The organism is Bacteroidota bacterium, assembly GCA_030706565.1.
Lineage (GTDB): Bacteria > Bacteroidota > Bacteroidia > Bacteroidales > JAUZOH01 > JAUZOH01.
On record JAUZOH010000170.1, the window covers coordinates 1 to 7,978 of the forward strand.

3 protein-coding genes are annotated in these 7,978 nt (G+C 38.7%); 1 reads left to right on the forward strand and 2 read right to left on the reverse strand.

Features of this window, described 5'->3' with window-relative positions:
- Positions 1-284: 284 nt before the first annotated feature.
- Positions 285-3,089 (forward strand): AsmA-like C-terminal region-containing protein, encoded by a 2,805-nt coding sequence (locus Q8907_09760; GenBank protein MDP4274550.1) that lies wholly within the window; start codon positions 285-287, stop codon positions 3,087-3,089.
- Positions 3,090-3,899: 810 nt separating this feature from the next.
- On the opposite strand, the gene trxA is transcribed toward Q8907_09760, so the two are convergent.
- Both trxA and Q8907_09770 read right to left on the reverse strand, forming a co-directional pair.
- Complete coding sequence (gene trxA, locus Q8907_09765; GenBank protein MDP4274551.1) at positions 3,900-4,364, reverse strand: thioredoxin; 465 nt, start codon at positions 4,362-4,364, stop codon at positions 3,900-3,902.
- A gap of 246 nt (positions 4,365-4,610) precedes the next feature.
- On the reverse strand, positions 4,611-7,673 hold the full coding sequence (locus tag Q8907_09770; protein MDP4274552.1) for a glycoside hydrolase family 3 N-terminal domain-containing protein: 3,063 nt from the start codon (positions 7,671-7,673) through the stop codon (positions 4,611-4,613).
- Between the last annotated feature and the right edge of the window lie 305 nt (positions 7,674-7,978).

Consider the following 7,978-nt stretch of genomic DNA (forward strand, 5'->3'; position numbering starts at 1 on the left):
AAAAATCACCTTCATTCCTTCTGTTCAAATTAAATAACTTTCCAGAATTGAACGATTCAAAAACATGATTTTTATCATGCAAGTTTAGGGTTTTATTTTAAAAAATGCAAATAATTTAGTAGAATTAATTTTATTTTGAAAGGGATAAAAGGAGGCTGTTTCTTTAACATATTTATGAATAGATGGTTAAAATTATTTTTCAACCGGTATATACTTTTAATCACTTAGCTCCTGTTTTCTGAAAATATCATTAACTTTATTCCAACAAACAAAATTAAATAGTTATGAAAAAAATCCTTAAAATTAGTGCTATAGTTATTGCTGCACTTCTGGTCATATTGATCGTTACTCCCTTTTTGTTTAAAGGGAAAATAACGGATTCAGTAAAAAAAGAACTTAATAGCAGCCTGAATGCAAAAGTTGATTTTGGTAAATTAACCATTTCCATGTTTAGAGGTTTTCCGGACCTCTATGTTTCCTTAGATGATCTTTCGGTTGAAGGCATAGGGGATTTTAAAGGAGATACGCTGGTGTCTTTTAAATCATTCAGTGCCAAAGTCGACATCATGAGCGTGATCAGGGGTGAGAGTATTAATGTGAAGTCTGTTATCCTTGATCATCCTAACATATTTGCAAAAGTTTTGAAGAATGGGAAGGTAAACTGGGATATCGTCAAGCCGGATTCCGTCAAAAAGAAAGAAGCTAAACCTTCTCCTCCTATGAAATTTCATGTTAAACTTCAGAAAGTAAAAATAATTGATGGTAATCTCACTTATAGTGATGATACCCTGAATGTTTTAGCTAACCTGAAAGATCTTAATTTTCAGCTGAAAGGTGATATGACCCAGGATTTTACTTCTTTAGATTTAAAAACAGATGTTAAAGCTGTTAATGTCAGTTACGGTGGAATTCATTATATAAAGGATTTGGTATTTCGGTTCATGGCCTCTATTGATGCTGACATGAAGAAGTCTGAATATACTTTAAAAGATAATGAAATAGATATCAATGACCTGGTGATGTCGCTTATAGGAAGTGTTAAGATGCCCGGTGATGATATGAATATTGATTTGAAATTCAATACCAAACAAGCTGATTTCAAGTCTGTTTTATCGCTTGTCCCTGCGGTATATATGAATGATTTTAAATCTGTCAAGACTGAGGGTAAATTTAAGATTGGTGCCTGGGTAAAAGGTACATATAACAGTAAAAAGAAATCCATGCCTTCTGCAGGCCTGGCATTGGTCGTAAATAATGCCATGTTTAAATATCCTTCCCTGCCCAAGAGTGCCAATAACATCAATGTTGATCTGAAAGTTTTATACGACGGGGTGATTCCGGATAAAACCACTGTGGATTTAAACAAATTTCATGTAGAGATGGCAGGAAATCCTGTCGATATGGCGATGCATGTGGCTACCCCAATCAGCGATCCTCAAATTAAGGGAAATGTCAAAGGACATTTAGATTTACAGAGCATTGCTGATGTCATTCCGTTGGAAAAGACTAAAATCAAAGGTATTATTGATGCCAATCTCGATATGGCCGGGCGGATGTCGAGTATCACAAAGAAAAGATATGAAGAATTCAAGGCCTTGGGTAATTTGAGTTTGAGGAACTTCACTTATACTTCAGAATCTCTTCCTCAAGGTGCGCTTATTTCCAAAGCTGTTATGGTATTTTCTTCCCAATTTGTCAATCTTACTGCTTTTGATGCAAAAGTGGGTAAAAGTGATTTCCATCTGAACGGCAAAATCGAAAATTTCATTCAATATATATTTAAAAATGAGGTGCTTAAGGGAAAATTTGCTTTTTCTTCCAACCTGATTGATGTCAATGAATTTATGAGCGGGAATAAGAAGGCTTCAACCTCCGAAAGTGCCACATCTTCTTCAACCGCTGAACAGACTCCTATGACCGTATTGGAAGTCCCTAAAAATGTAGATTTCAGATTATCGACCAATATCAAAAAAGTAGTTTACGATAAACTCGATGTAAGCAATATTAAAGGTACTATTTTGGTCAACGATAGCAAAGCCACCATGGAAAATGTCAAGATGAATCTCTTGCAGGGCGCAATGTCAATGAGCGGTTCATACAGTACCAAGGAAGTTAAGAAACCTTTGGTCGATTTTGTTTTGGGCATAAGCGATTTTGATATACCCTCTACCTTTGAAGCCTTTAATACTGTTAAAAAACTGGCTCCCATTGCTAAGAATTGCAAAGGGAAGGTGTCCATGAACCTGACTTTTGCCTCTGCACTCGACCAACACATGAATCCGGTTTACAGTACAACAGAAGGGAAAGGCGTTTTGAAGTCGAAGAGTGTTGAAGTTGGCAATACCGCTACTTTTAATAAAATTGCAGACGCGCTGAAAAATGACAAGCTGCGCCGTTTTGCACTGAATAACCTGAATCTGAGCTTTGAAATCAAGAACGGAAGGGTTTATATTAAACCTTTCGATACTAAGATTGGAGCCAATAATATCAATATAAGCGGTGATCAGGGCATTGATCAGACCATGAACTACGTGATGAAGATGACTCTTCCTATGTCTGAATTAGGCGGAGCTGCCAATCATTTGCTTGGGAATCTCACAGCCGCTGCTGCTTCAAAAGGATTGAATATTAAATCGGTTAATAAAATCAATATTAACCTGCATGTTGGTGGAACGACCAGCAAACCTGAAGTGAAGTTGATGATGGGCGGAGGTACTTCCGAAAGCGGAAAAGAAATGGTCAAAGATCAGGCCAAACAACTTATTAATGCCAAGAAACAGGAGTTAATGGGTAAAGCCAGTGCAGAGGCTGAAAAATTAATTAAAAATGCAGAAGCCCAGGCTGAGCAGATTCGCAACGCTGCGCAGAAAGTAGCCGACCAGATTAAAAAACAGGCTGAGGATAAAGCTAGTTTGCTTGAAAAGCAGGCCTCCGGCCAACCAAAGTTTTTACAGACAACTACCAAAAAGGCTGCCGATAAAATCAGGGCAGAAGGCGATAAGAAAGCGAACCAGACAGTAACTGAAGCAAATACCAAGGCCGATGCAATAATCCAAAAAGCTAAGGATGAGGCGGCCAAATTAAAATAAAACAAAGCAGGGGCTGCCCTTGGGGACAGCCCCTGTTCTATAAATAGGGTACAAAAATATGCCTTCCCTGGTCAAAAGGCTCGTTCTGGCTAAAGGCCCCTTTAGCTCCTGAAATCCTTTGGAATCTTTATTGAAGTTTAGCAAGTAGTTAAAAGGGGTAATAACAGGATAATGCTTCTTGGTGATACTCAGTGAAACAGCATATCTCCACATTAATAAATATCATTACACTGGCATGGAAGATAAATGGTTTGAAGTGGTTCGAATTGTTTTGAGGTGATTTGAAGGGATTGAAATAGTAATGATAGAAATTAAAAGTCCTGGAACTTATTAATGAATCACCAGCCTGTTTTAGCCCCTTTTGTAAGCGTGTGGGGTTGAAGGGTAATAAATTATGGGCTTTAAATTTTAATCCGTTCAGGGGAACAGGACAATATTTCTTGTTTGTTGAAATATCTCAAATTTCTCTGTGGCTCTCCGTGAAAAACTCTGTGGTTCTCTGTGTAATAATTAAATACTTTAACACAGAGATACACTGAGAAGACACAGAGTTACACGGAGAAAAATCGATGTGCCTCCCTGGTTTTCTTTGCGTTAAAACTTTATTCAAACTTTTTGTAGTCAACATAAGGTAGCAAAAAAGACTGTGACTGCGTCATCCGCCAGAAGGCGGACCTTGCATCGGCTTCATTCAGACAGTACGCGCAGTTAATAAGGATTTTGCTTTTGACGCTTCGCAGAGAAAAGTTCGATTGATGGGACAAAGAAACTAAAAAAATATAACCACCAGAAAACTGGTAAGGCAATTGCCTATTTCAGCAAAGTAGTCTTAATTAAATTCTGAAGATTCTCTTTGCTGATATATCCCACATTCATTTGTGGTTTATCTTTCATGGGGCAAAATAAAAGAGCAGGAATACTTGAAATTCCAAAGGCGCTGGCCAATTGTTGTTCCTGATCCACATTGATTTTATAGACCACAATCTTGCCTTTATATTCAGAAGCAACCTGTTCCACAAATGGGGACAACATACGGCAAGGGCCGCACCAGTCTGCATAAAAATCAATCAGGCAGGGCAGTTTCCCCTGATATTTCCATACTTTGTTCACGTCATAATTAAAAACTTTTTCTTTGAAGCTTTTATTGGTCAGGTGTTCAATCAAAGGATTATTTTGACTGACTGTATTGGCTTTGTTTTTTACCTGGGTTTGCCCCAGACAGACCGTTCCCATTGCAATCATTACTGCTATTCCTATGATTATTACTTTTTTCATATTGGGCCTTATTTTCATTAAGTGATCATTAATTCATTCCGGTTCGTTTTACTCAGGTCTACTTTTTATTCAAAACTTATTGTAAAACGACTATTTGTCACAAATATAAGAACTTGTTATTATTCTGATTCTTTTTAGACAAAGAATGACATATTTTTGTTCACTAAAACGGATGTTCCCCCGGATAGTAAAAAAAGATCACCAACCTGTTGGCTGATGATCTTTTTTATCTTTTATAAATTATTTTTAATCTTCTATTGAATCATAGATGATCTGCTGGATTTTAGTTCTGATATTCATATCAACCAGTTTGGGGTTGTTTTGGTCGGGATTTACCCGGTTCGAGAGGAATATATAAACAATCTGGCTTTCAGGGTCTGCCCAGGCGAAGGTACCTGTAAATCCTGTATGTCCGAAGCTCAGTGCAGAAACACACTGGCAGCTTGGCCCGGGTTTGGAATAATCCATTTCGGGTTTGTCGAATCCTAAAGCCCTTCTGTTTCCTTTTTTAATAAAAGGGGCAGTGGTGAACAAATCCATGGTTCCTGGCTTGAAGTATTGTTGCCCGCCGTATTCGCCTTTTTGCAAATACATTTGCACGAGTTTTGCCAAGTCATTAGCTGATGCAAATAAACCGGCATGGCCTGCTACTCCACCCAGCATAGCAGCACCGGGATCGTGTACATAGCCGTGTACCAGTTGTCTTCTGAATACCTGATCATTTTCTGTCGGGACGATCCGGCTGCGCGAAAATCGTTTTAAGGGTAAATAGCCCATAGTGGTTGCTCCCAGAGGTTTGTAGAAGTTTTCCATGGCAAAGGAATCCAGCCTGGTCTTGGTTTCCTGTTCAACAAGTTTTTGGAAATAATAGAAACCCAGGTCGCTGTACTTATATTCTTTTTTCTCAAGCAATTCTGAATTGTTAATTTGATTGTACATTGTATCCCTGTATGAAGTAAGCAGATACAGACTGTCTGCAACCTGCAATTCATGCAGTGCATCCGGTTTGGAAACAAATAAGTCTTTTTTATAGATGATATTTTTATTGACATACATTCCCGGACTGAACAGATAAGGGTATTGTTCTGATTTTTCTTTGCTGAACAGGGTTTGTTGAGGGTTTGCCGGGCTTAACGTGTTGAAATAAAAAGGAATCCAGGGTTGTAATCTGGCCTGGTGAGTAAGAATATCTTCAATAATTATGTTCTTCTTATTTGTGTTTTGAAGTTCAGGCAGATAGGCAGATAATTTCTTGGTAAAATCAAATTTCCCCTGATCATAAAGCAACATTAAGGAGGGAAGGGTTGCACTAACTTTGGTGATGGATGCAAGGTCATATATATCATCGTTTGTAACCGGTTGTTTTTTCTCGTAGGTATGGTAACCGAATGATTTATTATAAACCACAACTCCATTACGGGCTACAAGAATCTGGCAGCCGGGCATAGCTCCCTTGTCGATTGCATCATTTGCCACAGAATCAATTTTTCCCAGGGTTTCACGATTCATCCCTTCTTCTTCGGGAACAGAATATTTTAACCTGATCCTGTCCTTTATCTGTATCCCGGTTTTCTCAGGATAAAGGATGGTGCTGACGGGTAAGGTTCCTTTCGCCGGAATGCCTCCAAATATAAGCTGAGCCGACATTCTTTGGGTTGTCTCGGAATCTTCATAAGACATCACCACAGCTTTTGCTTTTCTCAGGTTCTGGAAACGCGACAGGGTATATGGATTTGCAAATATATCAACTACGACATTGGTCCGGTTGCACAGGCTGTCAATAAAATCAACGGTTTGTTGTGTGATCCCAAAATTGCGGCTTACCCTCATGTCGGTATTGATGATTCCAACGACTACCACATTATATTTGGCCAGGCTGTCAATATAATGCATGAATGATTTGGAGGAGTTTTCCTTGTTAATTGTATAATGTTTAAAAGGTGCATAGAGATTCAAGGTTTTTTGGAAAGCATTATCTTTCCCGTTCCCGATAACGACTGATGCCAAATTGAGCGTGTCAAGCCGCTTTAAAGGAATAAGATCCTGCAAGTTACTTACCAGAGTGAGGGAGGATTCTATAATTTGCTGTTGAAGATAGTCCGATTGCGGCGTATTGATATCATCCATTAAACTGGATATTTGTACAGGGCTGTAATGATTAAGTCCTGCCCAATATTTAATGGCAAGTATTTTACGGCAGGTAGAGTCAACAGCTTCCTGTGATATATCACCGTAATACAGATGGCATTTGATTTCCTGAATAGCCTGGGGAATTTCTTCCGAGGAAACGAGCACATCGTTGCCGGCTTTTAGCGCAAGATATTCGAGTGTGCCGGGTTGTTGAAACCTGCCCACTCCTTTCATGCTGAGGGCATCACTGAAAACCAATCCTTTGAAACCTAAATCATGCTTGAGCAGGCCATTGATGATTTTTTCCGACAGGGTGGACGGCCGGTTTTGGGCAGTATCTAAGGCAGGAACATTCAGGTGAGCCACCATTACTCCTCCTATGCCTTCTTTGATCAATTCGCGGAACGGATAAAGTTCGACAGAATCTATCCTTTGAAGGGACTGGCGAATAACAGGCAAGGTAAAGTGAGAATCCTGGTCTGTATCCCCATGTCCGGGGAAATGCTTGGCAACGGCCAGAATGTGGTTGTTTTGTAAGCCGGCCATATATAACATGGCTTTTGAAGAAACATTTTTCTTGTCCTCTCCAAAGGATCGTGTATTGATCACTGGATTGTAAGGATTGCAGTTTACATCGACTACAGGGGCATAATTAATTTGAATGCCTATACGCTGGCATTGCCGTGCAATGTCGCATCCCATTTCATATATCAGGCTGTCATCGTGCATGGCACCCAGCATCATCTGTTTGGGATATTTTTCTGTGCTGTCCAAGCGCATGGCTAAGCCCCATTCCCCGTCAATACTGATAAGAAGAGGGGTTTTCGATAATTTCTGGTAATAGTTGGTCAGTTCTGCTTCCCTGACTGGTCCTCCTTGAAAAAAGATAAGCCCGCCAATCTTATAGTTTTTGATCAGATTGGCTATTTCCTCCACATGCCTTTTGTCTTTGTTCGACCATGCACTGACCATAAACAACTGACCAATTCGTTCATCAGGGGTCAGGGAGTTGAAAACCGAATCAACCCAGAATTTAGATACATCGTTAATTAGAGGTAATGTTTTGGTGACTTTTGTGATTTTATCGGGTCCAATATGATCCGGGACAGATATTTTTGAGCAGAGAACATAATCGCATAATAAAAATGTCAAAATACATAGAGCTATAATTCTTTTCATCTTCGTGTGAAACATTTTAAATCCCTGACAATTAAGGACTTGTTTTTTGATCCTTGTAATGGAAATTTTTTCCTACAAAATTTTACAAAAGTAACTAAACCCTAAGTTAAAACCAATATAATCTTGAAGTAAGAAAAATATGTCCTGGAATTTGAAAAAATTATAGAATTATTTACTTTTCACCATTGTTTTTCAAATTTTGCAGATAGATAAGAGAAATAAAAAATGACAAGATCAGAAAGATACGCAGTGATACTTGATTATTTTCAAAAAAACAATCCACGGGCCCAAAGTGAACTGCATTA